The organism is Kushneria aurantia DSM 21353 (assembly GCF_000382245.1).
Classification (GTDB): domain Bacteria; phylum Pseudomonadota; class Gammaproteobacteria; order Pseudomonadales; family Halomonadaceae; genus Kushneria; species Kushneria aurantia.
In genome coordinates, this window is the sequence record NZ_KB907868.1 from 150,798 (window position 1) to 175,123 (window position 24,326).

General features: G+C 64.0%; 20 protein-coding genes. 9 read left to right on the forward strand and 11 right to left on the reverse strand.

The window, feature by feature from the left end:
* Nucleotides 1-85: 85 nt before the first annotated feature.
* From H146_RS0107275 to H146_RS0107290, 4 genes are all read right to left on the reverse strand, one after another.
* Entirely contained in the window at nt 86-1,438 is a 1,353-nt protein-coding gene (locus H146_RS0107275) for an MATE family efflux transporter (RefSeq protein WP_019951214.1), read from the reverse strand.
* A gap of 75 nt (nt 1,439-1,513) precedes the next feature.
* Nucleotides 1,514-1,768, reverse strand: a complete 255-nt coding sequence (locus tag H146_RS0107280; protein WP_019951215.1) for a YfhL family 4Fe-4S dicluster ferredoxin — start codon at nt 1,766-1,768, stop codon at nt 1,514-1,516.
* A 75-nt stretch (nt 1,769-1,843) separates the two neighbouring features.
* The gene (gene coaD, locus H146_RS0107285) at nt 1,844-2,326 is read right to left on the reverse strand and encodes a pantetheine-phosphate adenylyltransferase (RefSeq protein WP_019951216.1); all 483 of its coding nucleotides are present in this window, start codon (nt 2,324-2,326) and stop codon (nt 1,844-1,846) included.
* Nucleotides 2,327-2,420: 94 nt separating this feature from the next.
* Nucleotides 2,421-4,301 carry a beta-ketoacyl synthase gene (locus H146_RS0107290; RefSeq protein WP_033195524.1) on the reverse strand — a complete coding sequence of 627 codons (1,881 nt, stop codon included), beginning with the start codon at nt 4,299-4,301 and terminating at the stop codon, nt 2,421-2,423.
* Nucleotides 4,302-4,509: 208 nt separating this feature from the next.
* Here H146_RS0107290 and trmB point away from each other — a divergent pair, with 208 nt between their 5' ends.
* The 6 genes from trmB (at nt 4,510) to H146_RS0107320 (ending at nt 12,224) form a co-directional block, all read left to right on the forward strand.
* A complete protein-coding gene (trmB, locus tag H146_RS0107295) occupies nt 4,510-5,235 on the forward strand; it encodes a tRNA (guanine(46)-N(7))-methyltransferase TrmB (RefSeq protein ID WP_019951218.1) in 726 nt (241 codons plus the stop codon).
* 147 nt (nt 5,236-5,382) lie between these two features.
* Nucleotides 5,383-6,858, forward strand: coding sequence for a D-alanyl-D-alanine carboxypeptidase/D-alanyl-D-alanine endopeptidase (gene dacB / locus H146_RS0107300; RefSeq protein ID WP_019951219.1), 1,476 nt, complete (start codon nt 5,383-5,385; stop codon nt 6,856-6,858).
* A 98-nt stretch (nt 6,859-6,956) separates the two neighbouring features.
* Nucleotides 6,957-7,331, forward strand: a complete 375-nt coding sequence (locus H146_RS0107305; protein WP_019951220.1) for a diacylglycerol kinase — start codon at nt 6,957-6,959, stop codon at nt 7,329-7,331.
* Nucleotides 7,332-7,645: 314 nt separating this feature from the next.
* Nucleotides 7,646-9,232, forward strand: a complete 1,587-nt coding sequence (locus H146_RS18785; RefSeq protein WP_019951221.1) for a BCCT family transporter — start codon at nt 7,646-7,648, stop codon at nt 9,230-9,232.
* Nucleotides 9,232-11,256 carry a CocE/NonD family hydrolase gene (locus H146_RS0107315; protein ID WP_019951222.1) on the forward strand — a complete coding sequence of 675 codons (2,025 nt, stop codon included), beginning with the start codon at nt 9,232-9,234 and terminating at the stop codon, nt 11,254-11,256. The genes H146_RS18785 and H146_RS0107315 overlap by 1 nt, the downstream gene beginning before the upstream one ends.
* Nucleotides 11,257-11,309: 53 nt before the next feature.
* Nucleotides 11,310-12,224: a LysR substrate-binding domain-containing protein gene (locus H146_RS0107320; RefSeq protein WP_019951223.1), complete on the forward strand. Its 915-nt coding sequence runs from the start codon at nt 11,310-11,312 to the stop codon at nt 12,222-12,224.
* An 18-nt stretch (nt 12,225-12,242) separates the two neighbouring features.
* Here H146_RS0107320 and H146_RS0107325 read toward each other — a convergent pair whose 3' ends face one another.
* From H146_RS0107325 to H146_RS0107335, 3 genes are all read right to left on the reverse strand, one after another.
* Nucleotides 12,243-12,680 carry a hypothetical protein gene (locus H146_RS0107325; protein WP_019951224.1) on the reverse strand — a complete coding sequence of 146 codons (438 nt, stop codon included), beginning with the start codon at nt 12,678-12,680 and terminating at the stop codon, nt 12,243-12,245.
* A complete protein-coding gene (locus H146_RS0107330; protein ID WP_019951225.1) occupies nt 12,670-13,089 on the reverse strand; it encodes an NUDIX hydrolase in 420 nt (139 codons plus the stop codon). Before H146_RS0107330 ends, H146_RS0107325 begins: the two co-directional genes overlap by 11 nt.
* A 75-nt stretch (nt 13,090-13,164) precedes the next feature.
* Nucleotides 13,165-14,229 carry an AbrB family transcriptional regulator gene (locus H146_RS0107335; protein ID WP_019951226.1) on the reverse strand — a complete coding sequence of 355 codons (1,065 nt, stop codon included), beginning with the start codon at nt 14,227-14,229 and terminating at the stop codon, nt 13,165-13,167.
* 177 nt (nt 14,230-14,406) lie between these two features.
* Between H146_RS0107335 and glnE the strand changes: the two genes are divergently transcribed.
* Nucleotides 14,407-17,322: a bifunctional [glutamate--ammonia ligase]-adenylyl-L-tyrosine phosphorylase/[glutamate--ammonia-ligase] adenylyltransferase gene (gene glnE, locus H146_RS0107340; protein ID WP_019951227.1), complete on the forward strand. Its 2,916-nt coding sequence runs from the start codon at nt 14,407-14,409 to the stop codon at nt 17,320-17,322.
* Between the two features lie 22 nt (nt 17,323-17,344).
* On the opposite strand, the gene trhO is transcribed toward glnE, so the two are convergent.
* On the reverse strand, nt 17,345-18,298 hold the full coding sequence (gene trhO / locus H146_RS0107345; protein ID WP_019951228.1) for an oxygen-dependent tRNA uridine(34) hydroxylase TrhO: 954 nt from the start codon (nt 18,296-18,298) through the stop codon (nt 17,345-17,347).
* A gap of 133 nt (nt 18,299-18,431) precedes the next feature.
* Here trhO and edd point away from each other — a divergent pair, with 133 nt between their 5' ends.
* Both edd and H146_RS0107355 read left to right on the forward strand, forming a co-directional pair.
* Nucleotides 18,432-20,318, forward strand: coding sequence for a phosphogluconate dehydratase (gene edd / locus H146_RS0107350; protein ID WP_019951229.1), 1,887 nt, complete (start codon nt 18,432-18,434; stop codon nt 20,316-20,318).
* A 145-nt stretch (nt 20,319-20,463) separates the two neighbouring features.
* Entirely contained in the window at nt 20,464-21,420 is a 957-nt protein-coding gene (locus tag H146_RS0107355; protein ID WP_169433465.1) for a LysR substrate-binding domain-containing protein, read from the forward strand.
* On the opposite strand, the gene H146_RS0107360 is transcribed toward H146_RS0107355, so the two are convergent.
* From H146_RS0107360 to H146_RS0107370, 3 genes are all read right to left on the reverse strand, one after another.
* Nucleotides 21,397-22,707, reverse strand: coding sequence for a TRAP transporter large permease (locus H146_RS0107360; protein WP_019951231.1), 1,311 nt, complete (start codon nt 22,705-22,707; stop codon nt 21,397-21,399). The genes H146_RS0107355 and H146_RS0107360 overlap by 24 nt on opposite strands.
* A gap of 31 nt (nt 22,708-22,738) precedes the next feature.
* On the reverse strand, nt 22,739-23,245 hold the full coding sequence (locus H146_RS0107365; protein WP_033195553.1) for a TRAP transporter small permease: 507 nt from the start codon (nt 23,243-23,245) through the stop codon (nt 22,739-22,741).
* A gap of 62 nt (nt 23,246-23,307) precedes the next feature.
* Nucleotides 23,308-24,309, reverse strand: coding sequence for a TRAP transporter substrate-binding protein (locus tag H146_RS0107370; protein ID WP_019951233.1), 1,002 nt, complete (start codon nt 24,307-24,309; stop codon nt 23,308-23,310).
* Between the last annotated feature and the right edge of the window lie 17 nt (nt 24,310-24,326).

Consider the following 24,326-nt stretch of genomic DNA (forward strand, 5'->3'; position numbering starts at 1 on the left):
TACGACGTCCATCCGGTTTTGAGGGCGATATGATCAGACATGAAAAGCGCTTGTTATACAGTTATCGGCCGGTGGTTCTCGTCTTTTAGCCGGTTGTGCCGGGCCTGTCCGTCCAGCGTCGGCGCCGCCGCGCGAGATAGACCGCTCCCAGTGAGGCGGAGCGCACCAGGGTAAAAACGGTAAAGGCCAGCCACAGGCCGTGGTTGTCCAGGCTGCGGGTCAGCCACCAGGTGGGCAGATAGAAGGCCAGCGCCAGCAGGATGGTATCGCGCATCGCGCGGGTATCGGTAGTGCCGATGAAGACGCCGTCGAGCAGATAGCTCCATACCGCAATCAGCGGCATGATCGCCAGCCAGCCGAGGTAGGCATTGGCCAGCGTGCGCACGGCTTCAATATCGGTCAGCCGCGCGATCAGCCAGGGGCCGAACAGGGCAAAGGCGAGCGCCGCGGCCACCGCCGTGAGTAGCGAAAAGAGTGTACAGGCACGCACCGAGACGGCGAAGTCGCGCCAGTCACGGCGCCCGGCGGCGCGCCCGGTGAGCGCCTCGGCGGCGTTGGCAAAGCCATCGAGGCCGTAGGAGACCATCATTACCAGCTGCATCAGAATCGCGTTGGCCGCCAGTACCTGATCCCCCATGCGTGCCCCCTGGGCGGTAAAAAAGGCCATCGCGAACAGCAGGCCAAGGGTGCGCACGAACAGATGGCGGTTGACCCGGAACATCTCGCTCCAGGCCGACAGGCGCCTGAGTGGGGTGCTGTCGAAATGGCCGTCGAGCGTCTTCAGCGTGCGCCGAACCAGCGCCGCCCCTACCACCAGCGCGGTATAGTCGCCCACCAGCGAAGCGGCGGCCACGCCGCGCACGCCCCATCCCAGGCCGACCACGAAGAGCAGGTCGAGCACGATATTGATGAGGTTACTGATGAGCAGCAGCAGTAGTGTCTCCCGGGCGTTCTGACGGCCCAGAAACCAGCCGATGATGGCGTAGTTCATCAGGACCGCCGGGGCCGACAGGATACGCACCGCGGCGTAGTGATGCGCGAGTTCGGCGGTACGCGCCGATTCCGGGTTGAGCAGCCACAGGCCGAAGTCGATCAACTGTGTCGACAGGGCGATGATGATGGCGCCCAGCGCTAGCCCGATTACCAGCGCCTGGCTCAGCAGATCGCGCATGCGCTGATGATCGTCGCGCCCAAAGGCCTGGGAGGTGAGGCCGGTGGTGCCCATGCGCAGAAAGCCGAAGCCCCAGAACAGAAAGCTGAACAGCGTTGCGCCGAGGGTAACGGCGGCCAGGTAGCGGGCGTCGGGCAGATGCCCCACTACGGCGGTATCCACCAGCCCCAGTAGCGGTACGCTGGCGTTGGAGAGGATGATCGGCCATGACAGCCGCCAGACATCGGCGAGACGCTGGCGTAGCGCGGGAGCGGGCGTGTCGGGCATCAGGCGGCTCGCCGGGTGGTGGGAGGAAGCGCTACGTTCGCGCTCGTTGGGCCGTGCCCGGCAGACAGTCTGTCATCAGCTTTCAACCGCGGTAATGCGCTGGTATTTCTCCATCAGCTGCTCACGGCTCTCCTCGTTGTCGGGGTCGAGGGGGATACAGTCGACCGGGCAGACCTGCTGGCACTGGGGTTCGTCGAAGTGGCCGACGCACTCGGTGCAGAGTCCGGGGTCGATCACATAGATCTCCTCCCCCGCTGAGATAGCCCCGTTGGGGCACTCCGGCTCGCAGACGTCGCAGTTGATGCATTCATCGGTGATGATCAGGGACATGGCTATCTCCTTTGCCTGTGCCGCGTTCGGTGCACAGGGCACGGGTCCATTCGCCGCCGTCGCGAAGCGGGCCGCTCAGGTATTACCGAAGCTGGCGGTCAGCGCACTGGCGATGCGGGGATGCACCATGGTCGACACATCGCCGCCGAGTCGGGCGACTTCACGCACGATGGTCGATGAAATATAGGAATTTTCGACTTCCGGCGTCAAAAACAGACTCTCGACATGGGGCGCAAGGGCGCGGTTCATGTTGGCCAGCTGCAGCTCGTATTCGAAATCCGACACGGCGCGCAGCCCGCGCATAATGACGCGAGCACCGACCCGGTCGACCAGCTCGATCAGCAGGCAGCTGAAGCCGGTCACTTCGACATTGTCGAGATGCGAGAGGACTTCTTCGGCCAGCTGCACGCGCTCATCCAGTGCCAGCGCGGGGTTCTTGCGCGGGCTGTGTGCCACGGCCACCACGACTCGGTCGAAAAGACGCGCGGCGCGCTCGATCAGGTCGGTATGGCCGTTGGTGATCGGGTCGAAGGTGCCAGGGTAGACCACGGTGTTCATATGCTGCTCCGAAAAGCGCCCGGATCGACTGCCGCGAAGCTTACTTTAAAGCCGGTACGGCGACAAACTGCGCGCACGGGCTCGATGTTAACGATCAGTCATCGAGACGACCGAAGGGGTTGTCGACATCCAGCGACACCGGATGCTCGAAGCCCGGGATGCGAATGCCGTGGGCGTCGACCTCCAGCTCGGGCCCCTCCAGCACCCCTTCGCCGAAGTGGTAGATGGGCGCGAAATCCCCTCTGAGACTGCGCTCTTCGAAGGCCTGCCGGCGTTCGCGCACTGCCTCGCGGCGGTGACGCCAGCGGGTCATGGTGGCCTCGCCGTGGCGTCGCGTCAGCAGCCGTTCGGTTACTTCGGGGGAGAACAGCGGCGCGGTAGCATTATTGCCACCAAAGCCCTTGGCGTTGACGAAGCTGACATCGGCTCTGAACGGACGGTGTTCGCGGAAGATGTCGAGACGCTCGGCGTAGACGTCGTCGGCGACGGCATCGAGGGTGAAAATACCCGGTAACAGTCCGCTGTCGAAACTGCCCAGGGCGCTCATCAGCTGGTCGCCGGCGGCGCTGCCCTGGGAGTGGCCCAGATAGGCCTTGACCCCCACGACCGGCCAGCGCTGAATGCCGTGCGCCCGTGCCACCGCATCCATGACGTGGGATTCGGTGACCCGGTTCATGGGCGTGCTGGTGCCGTGGGAGTGCACATAGCTGCGTTCACGTATGGCCTGCTCGCCCAGTATGTCAGCGGCCAGCGAGACGCTTTTGCCCAGCGTGATGTAGTTGCCGATGCCCGGCGCCGAGATGGAGCGCTTATAACCGTCGGCGTTGATGAACACCTCCGGCACCGCGCCGAGGAGCTCCGCGCCCAGCTCCAGCGCCAGGCTATCGTCCATCAGCATCACGAACTGGGCCGACTCGGCGATGGTAAAGCCGCAGTTGCGCGCGAAGGGGCGGCAGACGCGCTGATAGTCCTCGTCGGTGAGCAGCGCCAGCGCATCCAGCGCCTTCACGCTGGCGTCGTCGGCCAGCGCGCTCATGACCCGAAAGCCCTCGACGATCTCGGGAGTGATGGGCGCATCGGCGGTGCCCACCATGACCATCCGGCGGCGGCCGAGGCGGATATCGTCAACGCCCAGGCGCAGGTTGTACAGGAAGGTAGCGCAGGCGCCCTGCATGGCGCCGGTGGCGCCCACGCTGCCCAGCACGTAGGCGTTGAGAAAATCCGCCGGCATCTGGCCGTAGCCCAGCGGCATCTGCTTGGAGGTGGCGCGGTTGCCGGTGGCGAAGCTTCTCAAAAGTCCGCCCCAGCCGGCTTCGTCAAGCTGACCGATGGAGTTGCCGGCATAGACGGCGATCTGGTCCGGGTCGAGCTGATGGCGCAGCTGATCCCACTCGAAGCCGCTCTGGCCGAAACAGTCGGAGGCGGCGAAGATGGTCATCGACAGCGCCCGCGGATGATGCACGCTGCGGTAGTGGGCGGCCGGATCGAAGCCGCTGGGCAACTGGCCGGCGCTGCGCACCAGCGCCTCGCGGCGATCCGGCAGCATGACCTCGAAGTCGCCGGCGGGCAGGGTAACCGCCACCTGACGCTCGTCGAGGACCTCGATCAGCCAGCCGTCGGGGATGCGCTCGGGGAGCTGGCGGCGGCTCATGCTGACCCGCAGCGGCGCGTCGAGGCGCATGCTCGCCTGGCGGCCGGCGGGGATGCCGGCATCGCCGAAGCGCTCGTCCTCGATGCGACGGATCAGAGTGTGGCGACGAATGTGGTCGTCATGACGCGATGCCAGCGTCGCCTCATCGGCACGTTCGCCGTTGCCGTCGTGCCAGCCGTCGCTACTGTCGTGATGAATGCGGCCCATCAGGCTTGCCAGCCCCAGCAGCGTCTGCTGACGGGTCGTTTCCGGAAGCGCATCAATGACGGTCCGATGGAAGGATTGATGCCCGGACGTTCTGCCGGCCGGGTTGATGCCGCCCATGCCGACGATCACGGGTAACTGTGACAAGCCGAATACCTCATGTTGAGACGTTCACAGGCGCAGGCAGGGGCTACCAGCACATCGCCTGACCGGCGGCGGGATCAGCGACAGCGCAGAGTGTCTGCCACCGCTCAGGGGGGAGTCATGATAGCATCGCGGTGTTGAACCGTCATGTTGCAGGGTCAACGTCCTGTCACAAGTAGGTGCTATGTACGCCAATTCCCGAGAGGTAGCGACGGCCCAGCGCGATGTCCATCCCGATCTGGCCGGACGAGTGCGCCGCGCGCTCGAATCGCCCTGGCAGCGACCGCTGGCGGCCCACAATCGCGAGGCCTTCGCGCAAGCGCTGGATTTCTATCGCCGGTGCGGCGGTGAGCTGATTCTCGATGCGGGCTGTGGTACGGGCCTTTCGACCCGTCAACTGGCGCAGCGCTACCCCGAGGCCTGCGTGATCGGTATCGACCGCAGCGCCGAGCGCCTGTCGCGCCAGGCCGACGCCGCCGGGGCGCTACCCGGCAATGCGCTGCTGCTGCGCGCCGACCTGGTCGACTTCTGGCGACTGGCACTGGCGCACGATCTGTGCCCCGCACGCCATTTCCTGCTTTATCCCAACCCATATCCCAAGGCGTCGCAGTTGAAGCGGCGCTGGCATGCGCATCCGGTCTTTCCGGTGCTGATGGCGCTGGGGGGCGAGCTTGAGTTGCGCAGCAACTGGCGCCTCTATGTCGAGGAGTTTGCGCAGGCGCTGAACCAGGTGACGGCTCTGGCGGTCTCGGTGGAGCGCTTCGAGCCGCCGCAGGACGGGATCATCAGTCCCTTCGAGCGCAAATATCGCGACAGCGGTCATGCCCTGTGGCGGCTGTGCTGCCGGCTGGAAGGTGGGCAGTGGGGTGCGCTCAGGGCCGCTGCTCGACCGGTGGAGAACCCGGCATGAGTGCACGCTGTTGTGTCGCGTGTACGTATTGAAAAAGCCTGCTCCAGGGGTCCTGTTTGCGGCTCTGGCGGATTGCGGCGGCTGAGCTTGTGCCATTACTCTGAACGACCCCCTCTGTTCGAGTTTTTCTACAGGACACCTCTGATCATGCCGAGCGGCTTCGTGTACCACCGGCGGTCTCTGCCACCGCTGCGTTTTCTTGCGGCCATTGTCATCGTTACCGGTCTGGCGGGTGTCGCCGGTCGCGCCGATGCCGAGGGTTTTCCCGCCACCGCCGAGCTGGCCGAACGCGGCTTCGAAGTCAGTGCCTACGCCGAGCTGCTCGACAGCGGCGAGTCGCTGGGCAGTCTGACGCCGCGTCAGATGCTGTCACCGGCTTCCGTCTCCAAGCTCTACACTGCTGCCGCCGCTCTGGAGCGCTGGGGGCCGCAGCACCGCTTCACTACCGAGCTGGTAAGCCGTGGTGCCATCGTCGACGGCGTGCTGCAGGGCGATCTGATACTTGACGGCGGCGGCGATCCGGGCATGACCAGCCGCGATTACTGGCTGCTGGTGCAGGGGCTGGCCAACCGTGGCATTCGTCGCATCGATGGTCGCGTGCTGGCCTCGCAGTGGCGCTTTGGTCCGGTTGAATGCGTCACCACCGACCGCTGCAACGCCCGCAGCCGTTCCCGCCACGCTTTCGACGCCCAGCTGTCATCGACGGCGGTCGATTTCGCCAACTGGTGTGTCGAGGTGAGCCCCGGCAGCGGCGCCGGCGCGCCGGCGCAGATTGCCGGTTGCGCCGGCCCCCGACCGCTGACGCCGGTGGTCAACAACGTGACCACCGTCAGCAGCGGCGGTACTGCCATCAGCGCCGAGCGTACCACTGCGGGCGGCGAGGATCGGCTGGTACTCTCCGGGCGTATTGAAGCCGGCAGCTGGCCGCGCAGTGTCTATCGCTCCAGCGCCGATCCGGCCCGGCAGAGTCTGGCGACACTGCAGTCGCTGATGGAGGACGCCGGTATTGCGGTTACCGGCGGCTTTGCCGCTACCGCCACGCCACCGCCCGGCGGCGCGCGGGTGCTGTCGGCGGTTGACGGCGAGCCGCTGCAGGAGCAACTGACGCGTATGCTCAACTACTCCAACAACTTCATGGCCGATGTGCTGGCGCTCGACCTGGCCGGAGAGGGGGCGACCATGGCCGGCGCCGCGGCGGCGCTCGACGCCTTTGCCGGCTCGATTCCCGACCACGGCCCGGTCAATCTGCTTTCGGGTAGTGGCCTGACGCCGGATAGCCGCACCAGTGCTGCCGGGGTGGTGGCGCTACTGGATCATATGTATCACCAGACGGCACTTTTCCCGGTTTTCGTTGCCGGCATGCAGGCGCCGGTCAACGGCCCGATGACCTTTATCCGGCGCGGCAGCGAGCGTTTTCAGCGTAGCGTGATGATCAAGACGGGCACCCTCAACGAGCCGGTGCCGGTACGCGCGGTGGGCGGTTATTTCCGCACCGCGAGCGGCCGCTGGGGCGCTTTCTCGGTCATGTTCAACGGCCGTCGCCCGGGGCCGCCGTGGCTCAACTGGACCGACACGCTAACGGCGGTGGCCAGCGATATCGATACCATGATCGCCAACCATTGAGCTGTCCATGGCGGGCACGGCATGGCAGCCGCGCCCGCGCCTTTGGTAGCATGCGCCTGCTGCCCTGATACCGTGCGCGCCCGACAGGAACCAACGCCATGAAACCCGGCCATACCGGCTTCAAGCGGCTTTTTCATTCAACCCGTTACTCCTTCCGGGGGCTGGTGGCCGCCTGGCACAACGAGGCGGCCTTTCGCCAGGAGCTGGTGCTGGCTATCGTGCTGCTGCCTGCCACCTTCTGGCTGGCGAGCAGTTTTGTGGAATGGCTTTTACTGATCGGCAGCGCCCTGCTGGTGATGGCCGTCGAACTGCTCAACTCGGCGGTGGAGAGTGTGGTCGATCGCATCGGCGTTGAACATCACGAGCTCTCCGGGCGCGCCAAGGATCTTGGCTCCGCCGCCGTCTTCCTCTCCGTTCTTTTCGTCTTTCTGGTGTGGGGCGGATTGCTGATCGCTCGTCTCATCGGTCTTTAGAAGCGCTATTTTTCTTCCTGCCTTTTCCACCCGGGCCCGGATGTGGCGTCACCATGATGTGGCGTCGCCATGCCTCCGGGGAATGATCTCTTCGTCATGCCGTTCGCCCCGCGCACGCCATAAACCCTGATCCTGCAATCCCGCAGGCCGCTGGATGGCGTTGTGCCATATCACTGCATCATGTCCTGAGGGCATGGGGGTATACGCAATGAACGTTTGTCACGAGCGTCGTTTGCGAGCCTCATGGGGCGTGTAGATGCCGCATCGGCATGTCGCCGGCGGTCCATAACGATAAAGTGAAGGGTGCTTCCGATATGTCTCATAGCATTCGGCCTTTCGTATTCTGGCCGGTTTTCCTGATTCTGATGGCCGCGGTGGTGGCCAGTTTCATCAATCTCGACGCCTTCCTGGCTGTCACCAGCCATCTCAACAGCCTGGTGCTGGACAATTTTTCCTGGCTGTTCAGCCTCGGTAGCCTCTACATGCTGGTGCTGGCCGTGATCGTCTATGTGTCGCCGCTGGGACGGGTGCGCATTGGCGGTGAAAACGCCGAGCCACTGCTGTCGAAGCTACGCTGGTTTTCGATCACGCTGTGTACCACCCTGGCGGTAGGCATTCTGTTCTGGACCACTGCCGAACCGCTTTACCACTACCACTCGCCGCCTTCGGGCATGGATATCGCGGCGACGTCGCCGGATGCGGCGCGCTTTGCCATCTCGACCATGTTTCTGCACTGGACGCTGACGCCCTACGCCATCTACGCGATGCCGGCGCTGCTCTTCGCGCTGGTGCTCTACAACCGCCGTCAGCGCTTCTCGATCGCCAGTATGTTCGAGCCGCTGTTCGGTTTTTCGCGAGTGCGTCGGGTCGGCGGGCTGATCGATGCGGTGGCGCTCTATGCGCTGGTGGCCGGTATGGCATCGTCGCTGGGGACCGGCGCGTTGACCATCACTGGTGGCATCAACAGCTACATCGGTGGCGAGGCCAGTCCATTGAAACTGGCGCTGGTGACCGCCGCGATCGTGGTGACCTTCGTGGTCTCCGCCGCCACCGGCCTGCAGCGCGGTATTGCCAGGCTCTCTTCGCTCAATACCTGGCTACTGCTGGGGTTGGGTGTTTTTGTGCTGGTGACCGGGCCGACGCTCTACATGCTGGGACTGGGCACCGAGTCGCTGGGCAACTATCTCGACAACTTCTTCACCAAAAGCCTCTATACCGGTACCGCCGCCAATGACGACTGGGCGCAGTCGTGGAGCATCTTCTACTGGGCGGTATGGTTTGCCTGGGCGCCGGTCACCGCCCTCTTTCTGGGGCGTATCTCGCGCGGCTATACGGTGCGCGATTTCATCAACATTGCGCTGATATTTCCGGCGCTTTTCTCGATGATCTGGATCGTGATCTTCTCCACCGCGGCGCTCAAGTTCGACATCGACAGCGGCTCGCAGCTCTACGACGTTCTCTCCAATAAAGGCATCGACCAGGTGCTCTATACCCTTTTCGGTAATCTGCCGCTGTCGGCCATCACCGTGCCAGTGCTGCTCTTTGTTGCCTTTATCTCCTACGTCACCGCCGCGGATTCCAATACCGATGCCATCGGCAATCTCTGCACCCGGGGGCTGACCGCCGATTCCGACATGAGCGGCGCGCTGCCGGTCAAGATCGTGTGGGGGGCGGTGATCGGTATTGTCGCCTGGGTCATGACCAGCTTCGTGGGTATCGACGGTATCAAGATGCTCTCCAATCTCGGCGGCCTGCCGGCCATGCTGATGATACTGCTGGCGTCACTGTCGCTGTGGCGCTGGATCGCCGATCCGTCGCGCCTCGATGAAAAGCCGCTGTTCGATCAACTGCGTGAGCGCAGCGTCCAACGTTTCTCCAACCGGGATCAGGAGGACACCTGATGCAGATCAGGGAAGACTTTCCATACGCCGTGCGCGAAATCGAAAACGAGTGGATCGGGCTGGCCGACGGTACCCGGCTGGCGGCGCGCCTGTGGCTTCCCGAAGGCTGCGAAGCGCAGCCGGTGCCGACCATTCTGGAATACCTGCCGTATCGCAAGCGCGACGGTACGGCGGTGCGCGATGAGCTGACCCACCCCTGGTTTGCCGGCCACGGCTACGCCTGTATTCGTGTCGATATGCGCGGCAACGGTGAGTCCGACGGCCTGATGGCTGACGAATATGCCCCCCGGGAGCAGCTCGACGCCCTGGAGGTCATCGACTGGATCGTTCGCCAGCCCTGGTGCAATGGCAGGCTCGGCATGATGGGGATCTCATGGGGAGGCTTCAATAGTCTGCAGCTGGCCGAGATCGATCCCGAGCCGCTGAAGGCCATTATCACCCTGTGCTCCACCGACGACCGCTACGCCGACGATATTCATTACAAGGGCGGCAATATGCTGCTGGAGAATCTTGCCTGGGCGGCGACCATGCTCAGCTTCTCCGCCGCACCGCCCGACCCGCAGCTGGTGGGCGAGCGCTGGCGCGCCATGTGGCGCGAGCGGCTCGACAACATGCCGCTGCTGGCGGATATCTGGATGCGTCATCAGCATCGCGACAACTACTGGCGGCATGGCTCGGTGTGCGAAAATCCCGGTGATATCGAGGCTGCGGTCTACGCCATCAGCGGCTGGGGCGACGCCTACATGAATGCGGTACCGCGCCTGATGGAGAGCCTCGAGTGCCCGAGGAAGGCGCTGGTCGGCCCCTGGATTCACAAATACCCGCACTTCGCCATTCCCGAGCCGGCGATCGGCTTTCTACAGGAGGCGCTACGCTGGTGGGATTACTGGCTCAAGGGCATCGATAACGGGGTCATGGATGAGCCGCAGTGCACTTTCTACCTGCAGGACGGGCTGGCGCCGGCGCCGCGCTACGACGAGCGCCCGGGGCAGTGGGTGCGAACCGCCGGCTGGCCCGCCTCGCACGATGAGATCGAACCGCTGGCGCTGGTGCTGGCTGATACCGGTCTTGAGCCAACAGGTGGGCTCTCGGCGCCGCGACGCATCGCCTCGCCGCTGACTGCCGGCGCCCTGCACGGTGAGTATATCGGCCTGTGGTACGGTGCCGACATGCCCCCCGATCAGCGTCGCGATGACGGCCTGGCACTGACCTTCGACTCCGCCGTGTGGCCTGATGGGCTGGATTTGCTTGGCCAGCCGAGCCTCGATATCGAAGTGACCAGCGACGCCGCCTGTGGTCAGCTGGTCGCCCGGCTGTGCGATGTCTCCCCGGATGGCGACAGCGCGCTGATCACCTGGGGCACGCTCAATCTGGCGCTGCGCCACGACCCGGGTCGGGTCGAGCCGCCGGTTTCCGGTGAGCCGATGAAGGTGCAACTGGCGCTGGATCTGATCGGCTATCGTCTGCCGCCCGGCCATCGGCTGCGCATTGCGCTCTCCAGCGCCAGTTTCCCGATGCTGTGGTCGCCACGCCAGCGTGCCGATCTCACTCTGCTGGCTGGAACGCCGCGGCTGACCCTGCCGGTGTCGAAGCTCGCCTACATCGACAATCCCTTCGAGGTGCCGGAGGGGGCCACGCCCTGTCGCCAGCAGGTGCTGCGCTCTGCCGCGCCGCGCCGCACGGTCAGCGAAGACGTAGCCAGTGGTGAAGTGACGGTGACGGTCGAGGATGACATGGGCGACGTACGCTTTCTCGATCACGGTCTGCGGGTCGAGCAGCGTGCCCGCGAGGTCTATACCAGTCACCCCACCGACGCCGGCCGCACCCGCGCCGAGATCGAGTGGGTCTATCGCGCCTGCCGCGAAGAGGGAGAGGGGCAGTTTGCCGTCGAAGTGGTCAGCCGCTACTGGCTCCACTGCGATGGCGAGCGGTTTTATCTGCAGGCCGAGCAGATCGCCTGCGAGGGCGAAGACAGGGTCAGTGAGCGAAGCTGGCAGCGTCAGATCGAGCGCGGCGCGGTGTAAGGCGTTAGGCTATCGTTTTTCGGCTTTCTGTTACGAAGAGCGATCCATTCAGCATGTCGTCACGTCACGCCCTGCCGCCGCTCAACTGTCTGAGCGCTTTCGAGGCCGCCGCCCGGCTGGGTGGCATCACTCGTGCCAGCGCCGAGCTGGCGCTCACTCAGAGCGCTGTCAGCCGTCGCATTCAGCGGCTGGAGGAGGACCTTGGCCAGCCCCTGTTCGAGCGACGTCTCTCCGGCCTGCGGCTGACGCCCGCCGGTGAGCGCTATTATCGAGTGGTGCGTCAGGTGTTGCTTGATCTTGGCGATATCAGTGCCGAACTGCGCCATCGCCCCGACGAAAAGCTGCTGACGCTGGCTTCCACGCCGACTATTGCCTCCTTCTGGCTGGCGCGTCAGCTGCCCGATTTTCAGCGCCGCTACCCCGATATCAGTATCCGCATGCTGATTGTCGAAAATCCCGCGCGACTGATACCCGGCGAGTTCGATCTGGGCATCTATTACCATCTGCCCGGAGAGGTCGATCCCGACTGGTTGATAGCCGAACCGATATTCGATGTCGAGCGGGTGGCGGCGCTCTGTTCGCCGGCCTATCTGCAACGAGAAGGCGCTATCGCCAGCGTCGAGGAGATGCTGGCGCGTCATGTACTATTGGTGGTGGAAGACCACTTCAACGACTGGCTGACCTGGCGTAACTGGTATGAGGCGCTTGGCGGTCAGTGGCGCGAGCCGGCGCGCACCCTGTCTGCCAACAGCTATCAGCTCTTGATGAATGCCACCCTCGCCGGTCAGGGCATCTCGCTGGGCTGGACCCGTCTGCTGGAGCATGAGTTGAATGACGGTCAGCTGGTGAAGGCGCTTGATGAAGAGATCGACAGCAGCGGCCGACTGTCGCTGTTGACCCCTGAAGGGCGCCGCGACAGCGGTGCCGCGGCGCTTTTTCGTCAGTGGTTGTTGGGGCGATCTACATGAGAAGCGTGCACCGCCGAGTTATTCGCACGCCCGGCCGCTCGCCACCAGCGATGCCAGCACCGGCAGAATCTGTAATTCGATCGCCGGCTGAATAACCCCTTCAGGGGCCGGCGCGGTCAGCGCTGCCCAGCCGCGCACCTGGCCGCTCTGACGGCGCAGGCGGATACCAGCCGGCAGGGCCGTGGTGTAAAGCTCCACCAGGGCGGTATGCCGGCCGCGCTCGTCGGGCAGGATAAAACGGCCCAGCCAGACGGGTCTGTCGAGGGTTTCGGGGGCCTCGATCAGTCCATCGAGCAGTTCTGCCAGCGCCCGTTCGAGGGCTTCATCGTCGGCATTGCGATCTACGCTCAGGTACGGCAGCGTATGCAGGGGTTGGTCGTCGCGGCGCGACAGCAGCACCTCGTGGCGCTCGCTCAGAAGCGCCAGCGCCACTCGTCTTTCGGTGTTATCGGCCATGGTCGATACCGAAGCGCTGGCGCAGCGCCGGCAGCACCTCGTCGCGCAGCAGCGGCGCCAGCACGCTGTCGTCATCTTCCAGGGCGAACCAGCGCAGCTCGGCGATCTCGTTGGCTGCGGCGGGAACACCGTCCAGCGCTTCGATGACGAAGACGTCGGCATCCAGCGGGGTGTCGGGCTCATTGGCGGCCGTCGAGCGAAAACGTCCCAGCATGCTCAGCGCCTCTTCTTCCAGACTCACCCCCAGCTCCTCGCGGCACTCCCGCGACAGCGTCTCCATCGGCCGTTCGCCGGCCTCGGGCTTGCCGCCGGGCAGCATGAACAGCGCGCAGCCCTGCTTGCGTACCAGCAGCAGCCGGCGTTGACCGTCGAGCAGGCAACCGGCGACGACGTGAAGTGAATTCGGCATGGTCAGGACTCTCCGCAGGCAGGGCGATCTCTGTCGCTCAGGGTAGCTGGCCGTGCGCCGATCGGAAATCCCGGGTTATCCATTATCGCGCGCGAAACGGGCGACAAAGCGCGCCATGCTCGGGCCGATCAGGATCACCACGAACAGGCGCAGCACCTGAAGTGCGGCGACGATGGCAACATCGGCGTTGGTCTCCAGCGCGATGATGGTCATGGCGTCGAGCCCGCCCGGGCTGGTCGCCAGGTAGAGGGTGAGAAAGTCGCTCTGCATCAGTTTGACCAGCAACAGCGCCGAAAGGGCGCAGCAGGCGATCAGCAGCAGCGAAGCGAGCAGCATCCATTTGAAGGCGTGCATCACGTTGCGCACCGTCTCGCGATCGAAACGCAGTCCTACATAGATGCCGATGCAGGCGTAGGCGATCTCCAGTACCGGCAGCGGGACCTCCAGCTCGATCACGCCGGAGAGCTGCACCAGGCTGCCGAGAAACATCGGTCCCAGCAGCGCACCGGCCGGCAGCAGGCGGTCACACAGGGTCACGCCGACCAGCAGCAGTGCGGCGGAAGCGGCGAGGCCGGCCGGATGGGCGGGCAGCCACTGCGGCCCGTTGTCGGCCTGTGCCGCCGAGGGCGAGACCCCCAGCCAGTGGCTCACCAGCGCTCCCGCCAACACCACGCTGATCACCCGCACGTACTGCATGGCGGCGACGATACGCGGATCGGCGTTGGCTTCCTCGGCCATCAGCACCATTGCCGAGGCCGCGCCCGGGGTGGTGCCCCAGGCGGCGGTGGTGCCGGGCAGTCCGCCGTAGCGCACCAGGCCGATACCCACCACCGTGCTCAGCGCCAGGGTGATGGCGGTGGCCAGCAGCATGGCGGGCCACTCGGCGAGAATGGTCGAGAGTACAGAAAGCGTCATCGACTGGGCGATCAGGAGGCCGATCACTCCCTGACCGCTTTTGAACAGCACCCGCGGCAATGCCAGTCGGCCGACGAAGATGCCGAACAGTATCGATACCCCCATGGGGCCGATCAGGGCGCCGGCGGGCATGTTCAGAAACTGAAGGAGCAGGCTTGCAAGCGCGCAGCACAGCATCAGTGCCGACCAGCGCAGCGCGGAGGAGGGGACGGCGGGCAAGGTCAATCGCGCTCCAAATAGCGGCATGTTAACAGGTTCGGGCCGACGTCATGTGCCGCCGGTGAATAACTTTGGTGGCACTTATTGGGGGATGCCGGACTTGCCGTTGCCTGCTGCATCTGTCATCACTGCACTCAGGGTGCCAACATCCTGACATCGCCATCCATTAGCCGAGATTCCAGCATGCCACTGCAAGCCGTACTCGCAGCCCTGTCCGATGAGCTGGCCACTCGAGTTCGCCATCACTTCGATGCCCTCGACGATGCCCTGCTGGCCAGACTGGACGACGAACGCCTGCGCGAGCTGGCCGTCACCCTGGCGGCCAGCGATTTCGTGGCGAAGTCGCTGAGCCTTGACGGCGCCATGCTCGATCGTCTGCTGGCGCATAACGAGCTGGATGCGGCGCCCTCGCGGGAGCAGCTGGAAAAGCAGCTTGCAGCGGCGCTGAAGGGGTGCGAGAGCGAGGAGCAGATGCAGCGGGCGCTGCGCCGCTTTCGTCGCGAGCGGATGGTGGCGATCATCTGGCGCGACCGCAACAATCATGGCGATGCCTGGGCGATCGCCGCTGCGGTATCGCGTCTGGCGGAGGTGTGCCTGGAGGCCGCGCTGTCCTTTCACGAGCGTGCTCTTGCCCAACGCTACGGCCATCCGGCGCCCGACAGCGAGGGGCGTTTCCAGCGGCTGGTGGTGCTGGGGATGGGCAAACTGGGCGCCGGTGAACTCAATCTCTCCTCGGATATCGATCTGATATTTGCCTGGCCCGAAAAGGGACAGACCGTCGGCGGCGAGCGCTCGCTCGACCATCAGGAGTACTTCACCCGCCTGGGGCAGAAACTGATCGCTGCGCTCGACGCCGTCACTGCCGACGGCTTCGTCTTTCGCGTCGACATGCGCCTGCGGCCGCTGGGCGACGGTGGGCCGCTGGTCAATAGCTTCGCCGCCACGCTCTCCTACTATCAGAGCCAGGGACGCGAGTGGGAGCGCTACGCCATGCTCAAGGCGCGTCCGGTGGCCGGCGATATCGAGGCCGGCGAACGGCTGATCGACGAGCTCAGGCCCTTCGTTTATCGCAAGTACATCGATTTCGGCGCCATCGAATCGCTGCGCGAGATGAAGGCACTGATCAACCGTGAGGTGCGCCGCAGCGGTCGCGAGGAGGACATCAAGCTGGGTGCCGGCGGCATTCGCGAAGTGGAGTTCGTGGTGCAGGCCTTTCAGCTGATTCGCGGCGGTCGTGTGACCGAGCTGCAGACGCCTTCGCTGTATCTGGCGCTGCGGCACCTCGAAAAACTGGAACTGATCGAGCGCCACGACGCGCGAGCGCTGATGGCTGACTACGTTTTTCTGCGCGACCTGGAGCACGCCCTGCAGGGGCTCGATGACCGCCAGACCCAGTCATTGCCGCAGGAGGACGAGGCGCGCTCGCGTATCGCCTTCGCTATGGGCAAGGAGGGCTGGCCGGCGCTGCTGGAGCAGCTCGATGAGGTGCGCGCCCGGGTGCGGCAGCGCTTCAATGAGGTAGTGGCGGCGCCCGAGGAGGCGGATCACGAATTGATCGAGGCCGGTGCCATGGAGGAGTGGCGCTCGCTGTGGCAGGAGAGTTTCGACGACGAGGCGGCGGTGGCGCTGCTGGCCGAGTCGGGCTTCCATGACCCCTCGCGCGCCCGTGAACGGCTCGGCCGGCTGCGCCACGGCCGCGCGGTGACCACCATGCAGCGCATTGGTTTCGAGCGCCTTGATGCGCTGATGCCGGCGCTGCTCTCCAGTGTGGCGGCCACCGACAGCCCGGATACGACCCTCGAGCGGACCCTGTCACTGGTCGAATCGGTACTGCGCCGTACTGCCTACCTGTCACTGCTCAAGGAGAATCCCGACGCCCTGGCGCACTTTGTGCGGCTGTGCGCCGCCAGCGCCTGGATCAGCGAACAGCTGGCGCGCTATCCGGTACTGCTTGACGAGCTGCTCGACCCGCGCAGTCTCTACACACCGACCTCCCGCAACGCGCTGGAGGACGAGCTGCGCCAGAGCCTGGCTCGGCTCGATCCGGCTGACGAGGAGGCGCAGCTGGAGTTGCTGCGACTGTTCCGCCATGCCCGGGTGCTCAACGTGGCCGCGGCCGACATTCTCGGTGCCCGTCAGCTGATGGTGGTCAGCGATCATCTCACCATGATTGCCGAGGTGGTGCTGGAGCAGGTGCTGCGGCTGGCATGGCGCGCCCTGGTCGATCGGCACGGGGTGCCAAAGCGTCGCGACGGCACGACCATCGATCGCCATGACCCCGATTTCCTGATCGTCGGCTACGGCAAGCTGGGTGGCATCGAGCTGGGCTACGGCTCCGATCTCGATCTTGTCTTTTTGCATGACGCCGACCCGCGCGGGCGCACTGACGGCGAACGGGAGCTGGATACGCCGGTGTTCTTCGCTCGGTTGGGGCAGCGCATCATCCACATGCTGAGTGCCACCACCCCGGCCGGCGCGCTCTACGAAGTCGATATGCGCCTGCGCCCCTCGGGCAATGCCGGGCTGCTGGTGTCGTCGCTGGAGGCGTTCGCCGACTACCAGCGCCGTGACGCCTGGGTGTGGGAGCACCAGGCGCTGGTGCGTGCCCGCCCGGTGGCCGGCAGCGAGACGCTGGCAGCACGTTTCAACGCGCTACGCCGCGAGATACTGGGGCGCGAGCGCGACGGCGGTGAACTGCGCCAGGCGGTGGTCGAGATGCGCGATAGAATGCGTCGCCACCTGGGCAGCAGCCGACAGCAGCTCGATGCCGGTGAGTTTCATCTCAAACACGACCCGGGCGGCATGATCGATATCGAGTTCATGAACCAGTATGCGGTACTGGCGATGAGTCATCGCGCCCCGGCGCTGCTCGATTTCACCGACAACATGCGTCTGCTGGAGACGCTCGAAGCCGCCGGCCAGTTGCCGTTGGAAGGTGCCGAACAGCTGCGCGAGGCCTGGCTTGCCTACCGCGACGAAAGCCACCGCACGGCGCTGGCGCGCAGCGGCAGTCGCGTCAGTGCCGAACGCTTTGCGACACATCGCGAGCGGGTGCAGGCACTGTGGTCGCAGTGGATGGGAGAGCCCGACTCTACCTGAGCGCAGTCTTTTCAGCCCGGCTTCACTCCTCGCGACGCGGATCGCGACCGATGGGATGGGGCTCGCCGCGCGCTCGCGCCAGCTCGATCTGCTTTTGACGTTCGCGGGCGCCGGCGCGGGTCTTTTCCGGCAGGTCGTGCCAGCAGTGCGGGCAACTGATGCCCGCTTCGTAGTGCGGCGAGCGGCGGTCCTCGACGGAGATCGGCCGGCGGCAGGCGTGGCACTGCTCGAAATCGCCCTCGCTGAGGTCGTGACGCACGGTTACCCGGTTGTCGAACACGAAGCAGTCGCCGTGCCACTTCGAGTGCTGTTCGGGCACCTGCTCGAGGTAGTTGAGAATGCCGCCGCGCAGGTGGTAGACCTCCTCGAAGCCCTGCTCGAGCATCCAGCTCGACGCCTTTTCGCAGCGAATGCCGCCGGTGCAGAACATGGCCACCTTTTTGTGCTGCGCGGGGTCGAAATGGGCACTGACGTAGTCGGGAAAGTCGCGAAAGGACTTCGTATGCGGGTCGACCGCGCCCTCGAAGCTGCCGATTTCGACTTCGTAGTCGTTGCGGGTGTCGATCAGCAGCACTTCCGGGTCGTCGATCAGCGCGTTCCACTGCGCCGGCTCAACATAGGTGCCCACCCGGCGGTTGGGGTCGACCCCGTCGACACCGAGGGTGACGATCTCGCGCTTGAGCTTGACTTTGGTGCGGTAGAAGGGCCGCTCATCGCACAGCGACTCCTTGCGGTCGATATCCTCGAGCCGTGCATCGCGGCGTAGCCAGTCGAGCAGGGCATCGATTTCCTCGCGGCGGGCGGCCACGGTGCCATTGATACCCTCCTCGGCGAGCAGCAGCGTGCCCTTGATGTCGTGCGCCTGCATGAATTCGAGCAGCGGCTCGCGCAGGTCCTGGTAGTCAGGCAGGGAAACGAACTTGTACAGCGCGGCGACCACGTAGCGGTCGTCGGCGCAAACGGCTTTATCAGTCATGTGAACTCCTGGTAATCGCCCTCGCAAAGGGCGGACCGGGTGCGTGAATGGGTCCAAGCGTGGCATTATAGGATGTAGTAGAACTACATGATATGACATGACCGCACACCGCTGACCGTGCAGGGGACCTCCGATGAGCGCAAAAGCTGACACTCTCAATGTTACCGTCGCCGCAGTGACCCGGCGTATTCGCGAGCGCTCCGCCGAGCGGCGCGCCCTCTACGAGCAGCACATGGCGGATCAGTATCGCCGTGGCGTGCATCGCGGCGAGCTTTCCTGCGGTAATCTCGCCCACGGCTTCGCCGCCTGCGGCGCCGGCGAGAAAGAGACGCTGAGGCTGACCAACAGCGCCAACCTGGGCATTATCTCCGCCTACAACGATATGCTCTCCGCCCACCAGCCGTTTGCCACCTTTCCCGACACCATCCGCGAGGCGGCCCGTGCCATGGGCTCGACCGCCCAGTTCGCCGGCGGCGTGCCGGCCATGTGCGACGGCGTCACCCAGGGGCAGCCGGGTATGGAGCTGTCGCTTTTCTCCCGCGATGTGATCGCCATGGCCACTGCCGTGGGGCTCTCCCACAATATGTTTGACGGCGCGCTCTATCTCGGCGTTTGTGACAAGATCGTGCCGGGGCTTTTCATCGGCGCGGCGCGTTTTGGCCACCTGCCGGCGATGTTCGTGCCCGCCGGGCCGATGACCAGCGGCATTCCCAACAAGGAGAAGGCGCGGGTGCGCCAGCGCTTCGCCGAGGGTCGCGCCAGCCGCGAAGAGCTGCTCGAGGCCGAGTCGCGCTCCTACCACAGCCCCGGTACCTGCACCTTCTATGGCACCGCCAACTCCAATCAGCTGATGATGGAGATGATGGGGCTACATCTGCCCGGCAGCTCCTTCGTCAACCCCGGTACCGAAATGCGCGAGGCGCTGACCCGCTACGCTACCGAGCGGCTGGTGCTCTCCACCGACACCGGCGGTGACTATCGCCCGTTCTACAAGCAGATCGACGAGCGCGCGATCGTCAATGCTGTAGTAGGACTACTGGCTTCCGGCGGTTCGACCAACCACACCATGCACCTGATCGCGATGGCGGCGGCGGCCGGTATCACGCTGAGCTGGGATGATTTCACCGCCCTGTCGGCGGTGGTGCCGAGTCTGATGAAGGTCTATCCCAACGGTCACGCCGATATCAACCACTTCCAGGCGGCGGGGGGCATGAGTTATCTGTTCCGTGAACTGCTGGGTGCGGGGCTGCTGCACGGCGATATTCCCACCGTGTTCGGCACCGAACTGAGTGCCTATACCCGCGAACCCTTCCTCGAGGAGGGCCGGCTGGTGTGGCGCGAAGGGCCTGAAAGCAGTCACGACGAAGAGGTGCTGCGCCCGGTCGCCAACCCCTTTGCGCCCACCGGCGGGCTGACGGTGCTGAAGGGCAACCTCGGTCGTGGGGTGATCAAGGTCTCGGCGGTGCAGCAGTCGCACCGGCTGGTCGAGGCGGCGGTGCGCATCTTTGACGACCAGAACCAGCTCAAGGCGGCCTTTGACGCCGGCGAACTGGATCGCGACGTGGTGGTGGTGGTGCGTTTCCAGGGGCCGAAGGCCAACGGCATGCCCGAACTGCACAAACTGACGCCTTTCCTCGGCGTGCTGCAGGACCGCGGCCATCATGTGGCGCTGGTGACCGATGGCCGCATGTCCGGCGCCTCCGGCAAGGTGCCGGCGGCGATCCATATCAGCCCCGAGGCGCTCGACGGCGGGCCGCTGTCGAAGCTGCGCGATGGCGACGTGGTGCGCCTGGACGCCAACGCCGGCACCCTCGATACGCTGGTGGCACCCGCCGAGTGGGCCGAGCGTCAGCCAGCCACCGCCAACCTTGACCACTACCATGTGGGCATGGGGCGTGAGCTGTTCGGTGGCTTTCGTCAACTGGCGATGCGCGGCGAGGAGGGCGCCGGTATATTCGGCGGCTTCGAGGCCGACACGCTGGCCGCGCGCCAGGCTGAAATGGCGCAGCGCGATGCCTGAGTGATGCGCGTGCCGATCCGGGCCAACAAGGCGCTATATTGTCCGATAGGTGATGGGCATAGAATAATCTTGCGCTCGCTGGTGATATCAGCATCCTGCCTCGGGAGGTCATTAATATGAGTGACACTCAGCCATGGGGCTGGCCATGATCGAAGGACATCAGCGTTATCAACTGCCCTCATTGAATGGCCTGTTGGTGTTCGAAGCGGTGGTCCGACTTGGGGGCGTGCAGACGGCAGCCCGTGAGCTCAATCTCACCTCCCAGGCCGTCAGCCACCAGATTCGAACCCTTGAAAGCCGCATGGGTCATGAGCTGTTCGTGCGTCGTTCGCGTCTACTGGTGCCGACGGCGTCCGCCGTCCTGCTTGCCGAGCATGTGCGCCAGGGGTTCGACTGTATCGCCGAGGGCATGCGCCGTGTCGAGCGAGTGCAGGAGGCATGGCGGCTGCGATTGCACGTCAGCCCCTGGTTTGCCTCGCACTATCTGATTCCCAATCTGACCGGCTTTACCGCACGCTACCCACAGGTCGATCTGCAGATCTCGATCGGGGCCGAACTCAGCGGTTTCGAGGACAAGATCGATATGGCAATCCAGTGGGGCTATGAGGGCTGGGAAGGTTTCGAGAAGGTTGCATTGGTCGATGATTTCAAGGAACTGGTAGCCACTCCCGAGCTATTGGCGGTCAAGCCCGTCGAAAAAGCTGTGGATCTGCTCGAGCACTGCCTGATCAGCCCGCTGCTGACCGATGAACCATGGCAGGACGTGCTCGGTCTATGGGGGCTTGACGTCTCGGCTGCCCATTCGATGATGCGTTTTCATACCAATGAAGCGATGCTGGATGCTGCCCTGGCAGGACTCGGTATCGGGTTGATCTCCGAGCATGAGGCCGCTCGCGAGGTTCATGCCGGGCGTCTGATGGCGCCACTGGGTTTCGGCATTATGCGGCGGCTGCCGCATCATCGTTTACCACGTTTTTTTCTGCTTTATCGTGAAGAAGCGCGCACGGGAGAATTGGTCGAGATTTTCCGCGGCTGGCTGATTGACCTGCTATCCCCATCCGAGCACTCTCCCCCTGATTCAGCTACCGGCGCGGCCGAGTGATGGCAGCCAGGTCACCAGCCCCGGTATCAGCGTGATGATAAAAGCTGCCAGACAGAGCAGCAGGAAAAAAGGAATCGTCGAGCACGTGACCTGCCAGATCGAGCGCCCTGTAATCGACTGCAGCACGAACAGATTGAAACCGACTGGTGGCGTGATCTGTGCCATCTCGATGATGATGACGGCGTAGATACCGAACCACAGCAGGTCAATACCGGCGCTCGACAGCATCGGCAGGATCATTGCGCTGCTAAGTACGAGGATGGAAACACCTTCCAGAAAACATCCCAGTACGATGAAAATCAGCGTCAATATCAGCAACAGCCAGCCGGGGGAGAGCTGCATCTGATCGACTATCCCGGCAAGGTATTGAGGAATGCCGATAAAGGCGACCGCACTGGAGAGTACCGAGGCGGTGACGATGATAAAGGCGATCATGCAGGAGATCCGCGTGGCCGACATCAGGCTGTCGCGAAAGCTCTGCCAGCTGAGCGTGCCAGTCGCCATGGCGATCAACAGCGCTCCCAGGATGCCGAAGGTCGCGGACTCCGTTGGCGTGGCAATACCGCTATAGATGGAGCCGATAACCGCGATGATCAATACAATCATCGGAATCAGGCGAGCGGAGCGTCGCAGCTTCTCGACCAGCGACAGCGACGGCTCCCTTGCGGGCATTCGATGGCGATTGAGCAGCGACCATATCGCCACATAGCCCATGAACAGTCCCATTAACAGCAAGCCCGGTAGTATACCGGCGACGAATAACCGCGCAATCGACTGCTGGGCGAGAATGCCATAGACGATCAGCACTACCGATGGCGGGATTATCAATCCCAGAGTGCCCGAGCCGGCCAGGGTGCCGATCATCAATCGCTCATCGTAGCCGCGAGCCTGCAGCTCCGGCAGACTCATGCGCCCGATGGTGGTAGCGGTAACCGCCGATGAGCCGGCGACGGCGGCCATGATGCCGCAGCCCAGCACATTGACATGTAGCAGTCGCCCCGGCAGCCAGCTGACCCAGGGGGCCAGGCCGTTGAACATGTCGCGCGAGAGTCGAGTACGGAACAGGATCTCTCCCATCCAGATAAACAGCGGCAGCGCGGTCAGCGGCCACTGCCAGCTGGCTTCCCAGAGGGTGGAGGCGACCAGGCTGCTCACCGGCACCGGGGTAAACAGCGCCAGTGCCGTCGAGCCGATGCCTACCAGTGCGACTGCGACCCAGATACCCGCGCCGAGCAGGCCGATCAGAGCACCGAACATCACAAGCAGTGCGACCAGTGTATGATCCATGAGAGCCTCTTGTTTTGAGGTATGCCGGGGCCTATTCCAGCGACCCGCTATCGTTGTCGATGTAGTTGGCTCGTCCATAACGGATCAGCCGGTAGAGTTCATCCAGCAGAGCGACGGTCATAATCGCGAGACCGAGCGTTATGCCCAGTTGCGGGATCCACAGCGGCGCGGCGATAAGCCCCGGGCTCAGGTCACCATATTCGTAGCTCTGTTGGGTATAGAGGGCTGCGCACCAGCACAGCCAGCCGACCACACCGGCGCTGACAGCGCAGACGAAGCTTTCGAGCAGGCGGCGCCAGCTGCCGGAGAGCGCGTCGACGAGCAGACCCACTCGAACGTGGGCGCCATGACGCAGCGAATAGGCGAGTCCAAGAAAGGTCGAGGCGGACAGACAGAAGCCGGAAAACTCGGTAGCGTCGACGACGAGCCCAAGACTGCGGCCGACGATCTGAAACAGAATCGAGACGGCGATCAGCGCCAGAAAGATGGCCGCCAGCACGCCACTGGCCAGATAGAGGCTATCCAGGGATTTGCGCATCAGCATTTTCCTTCATGTCACGCGAGCGCCGCTGCCATGGCGATACGACAGCGGCCGGGGGCTCAGTCCTGTTTGCCGCTGCGCATCTGCAGATAGCGATCCAGTACATCGCGAGCCTCGGGAGAGGCGCTTTCACGCCACTGTGTTAAAAGGTCGTCGCCGATCTGCCCGATCGCCTGCTGAATGTCATTGCTTGCCTGGTCGATTTGCATGCCATTCTCGACCAGCGTTTCCTGATTGCTGGCAGCGGCCTGTCGACTCATCTCCCAGCCGCGTTCGGTGGCGTTTTTGCCCGCTTCGAGCACGATCCTTTGCAACTCGTCGCCGAGTGCGTGAAAGGCGCGCTGATTGACGATAATGGTGTTTTTGGAGTGCGAAGTGCCGGTATAGGTGAAGTAGTGGGCATAGTCCCAGACCTGAATGTCGATGCCGGTTTGTGCGCTGGTAAAAAGCGAATTGATCATGCCCGTCGAGTAGGCCTGGGCGATCTCGGCAAAGGGCAAAATAGTGGCCTGGAAACCGAGTTGCTCCGCCATTTGTCGGGTGGGCTGAGAGTAGATACGAATTTTCATGCCCTGCATGTCGGTTACTGACTTCAACGGCACGCTGGTGAAAAAGCCCTGTCCCGGCCAGGGCACATAAGCGAGGGGAATGATGCTGTCCTCGGACAATAGTTTTTCGAGATAGGACGCCTGTGCCTCCAACAGCTGACGGGCCTGCTCAAGGGTGGTGGCCGCGCCGGGCAGACTGTCGAGTCGATACATGGGATCTTCGTTACCGTAGACACCGAGGCGTATTTCGCCGATCTGCACCTGGCCGGACTGTACAGCGCGCTTGATGGCGTCGTGATTGATCAGAGTGCCGTTGGGGCGCAGGTCGATGGTGAGTTCGCCGTCGCTTTTCTCTTCGATTTCCTTGATGAACATCTCGATGTTGTGCGTGAAAAAGTTATCCTGGGGATAGCCGGTAGCCATGATCCAGTGCGTTTGTGCCTGGCTGGTGCCGGACAGACTCAGCAGCAAACCACTGATCAGAAAGCAAAAGAGACGGTTGAGTCGTGGCATGGAAATTCTCCATCGAA

Bases quoted from the DNA above. Each gene is read 5' to 3' on its own strand.
- H146_RS0107275 (WP_019951214.1), bottom strand. From the start codon at position 1,438: ATGCCCGACACGCCCGCTCCCGCGCTACGCCAGCGTCTCGCCGATGTC.
- H146_RS0107280 (WP_019951215.1), bottom strand. From the start codon at position 1,768: ATGTCCCTGATCATCACCGATGAATGCATCAACTGCGACGTCTGCGAG.
- coaD (WP_019951216.1), bottom strand. From the start codon at position 2,326: ATGAACACCGTGGTCTACCCTGGCACCTTCGACCCGATCACCAACGGC.
- H146_RS0107290 (WP_033195524.1), bottom strand. From the start codon at position 4,301: ATGGGCGGCATCAACCCGGCCGGCAGAACGTCCGGGCATCAATCCTTC.
- trmB (WP_019951218.1), top strand. From the start codon at position 4,510: ATGTACGCCAATTCCCGAGAGGTAGCGACGGCCCAGCGCGATGTCCAT.
- dacB (WP_019951219.1), top strand. From the start codon at position 5,383: ATGCCGAGCGGCTTCGTGTACCACCGGCGGTCTCTGCCACCGCTGCGT.
- H146_RS0107305 (WP_019951220.1), top strand. From the start codon at position 6,957: ATGAAACCCGGCCATACCGGCTTCAAGCGGCTTTTTCATTCAACCCGT.
- H146_RS18785 (WP_019951221.1), top strand. From the start codon at position 7,646: ATGTCTCATAGCATTCGGCCTTTCGTATTCTGGCCGGTTTTCCTGATT.
- H146_RS0107315 (WP_019951222.1), top strand. From the start codon at position 9,232: ATGCAGATCAGGGAAGACTTTCCATACGCCGTGCGCGAAATCGAAAAC.
- H146_RS0107320 (WP_019951223.1), top strand. From the start codon at position 11,310: ATGTCGTCACGTCACGCCCTGCCGCCGCTCAACTGTCTGAGCGCTTTC.
- H146_RS0107325 (WP_019951224.1), bottom strand. From the start codon at position 12,680: ATGGCCGATAACACCGAAAGACGAGTGGCGCTGGCGCTTCTGAGCGAG.
- H146_RS0107330 (WP_019951225.1), bottom strand. From the start codon at position 13,089: ATGCCGAATTCACTTCACGTCGTCGCCGGTTGCCTGCTCGACGGTCAA.
- glnE (WP_019951227.1), top strand. From the start codon at position 14,407: ATGCCACTGCAAGCCGTACTCGCAGCCCTGTCCGATGAGCTGGCCACT.
- trhO (WP_019951228.1), bottom strand. From the start codon at position 18,298: ATGACTGATAAAGCCGTTTGCGCCGACGACCGCTACGTGGTCGCCGCG.
- edd (WP_019951229.1), top strand. From the start codon at position 18,432: ATGAGCGCAAAAGCTGACACTCTCAATGTTACCGTCGCCGCAGTGACC.
- H146_RS0107355 (WP_169433465.1), top strand. From the start codon at position 20,464: ATGATCGAAGGACATCAGCGTTATCAACTGCCCTCATTGAATGGCCTG.
- H146_RS0107360 (WP_019951231.1), bottom strand. From the start codon at position 22,707: ATGGATCATACACTGGTCGCACTGCTTGTGATGTTCGGTGCTCTGATC.
- H146_RS0107365 (WP_033195553.1), bottom strand. From the start codon at position 23,245: ATGCGCAAATCCCTGGATAGCCTCTATCTGGCCAGTGGCGTGCTGGCG.
- H146_RS0107370 (WP_019951233.1), bottom strand. From the start codon at position 24,309: ATGCCACGACTCAACCGTCTCTTTTGCTTTCTGATCAGTGGTTTGCTG.